Origin of the sequence: Gillisia xinjiangensis (assembly GCF_046298265.1) — a bacterium.
Taxonomy (GTDB): Bacteria; Bacteroidota; Bacteroidia; order Flavobacteriales; family Flavobacteriaceae; genus Gillisia; species Gillisia xinjiangensis.
Genome location: NZ_JBKAHK010000035.1, coordinates 1 through 755, shown reverse-complemented (window position 1 = coordinate 755; position 755 = coordinate 1). Strand labels below are relative to the sequence as shown.

The following is a 755-nucleotide window of genomic DNA, read 5'->3' as shown; positions in this document are numbered from 1 at the left end:
GCATCGTTGATTGGGTTTACCGTTACCGTTACCGTAGCGGTATCTGTTCCACCATTGCCATCAGTGATGGTATAGATGAAGCTATCTGTTCCGTTAAAGTTTTCATTCGGAGTGTAAGTAATTGTTCCATCACCATTGATCACAACACTTCCATTAGAAGGTGCAGTGGTCTGGGTTACCGTAAGGGTATCACCGTCTACATCAGTATCGTTGGTCAGAACGGAAACTGTTACTGCAGTGTCTTCATCGGTGGTGGCCGAATCATCAACGGCTACCGGAGCATCGTTGATTGGGTTTACCGTTACCGTTACCGTAGCGGTATCTGTTCCACCATTTCCATCAGTGATGGTATAGGTGAAAGTATCTGTACCGTTGAAGTTGGCATCCGGAGTATAGGTGATCGTGTAGTCTGTATTGATCACAACACTTCCGTTAGTAGGTGCAGTGGTTTGGGTTACCGTAAGGGTATCACCGTCTACATCAGTATCGTTGGTCAGAACGGAAACTGTTACTGCAGTGTCTTCATCGGTGGTGGCAGTATCATCAACAGCTACAGGTGCATCGTTGATTGGGTTTACCGTTACCGTTACCGTAGCGGTATCTGTTCCACCATTGCCATCAGTGATGGTATAGATGAAGCTATCTGTTCCGTTAAAGTTTTCATTCGGAGTGTAAGTAATTGTTCCATCACCATTGATCACAACACTTCCATTAGAAGGTGCAGTGGTCTGGGTTACCGTAAGGGTATCACCGTC

At 46.0% G+C, this 755-nt stretch carries 1 protein-coding gene; it reads right to left on the bottom strand.

All coding sequences use genetic code 11. The features are described 5' to 3' along the window. A partial coding sequence (locus tag ACKGJN_RS16315; protein ID WP_409540627.1) for an Ig-like domain-containing protein occupies positions 1-755 on the bottom strand: 755 nt, incomplete at both ends.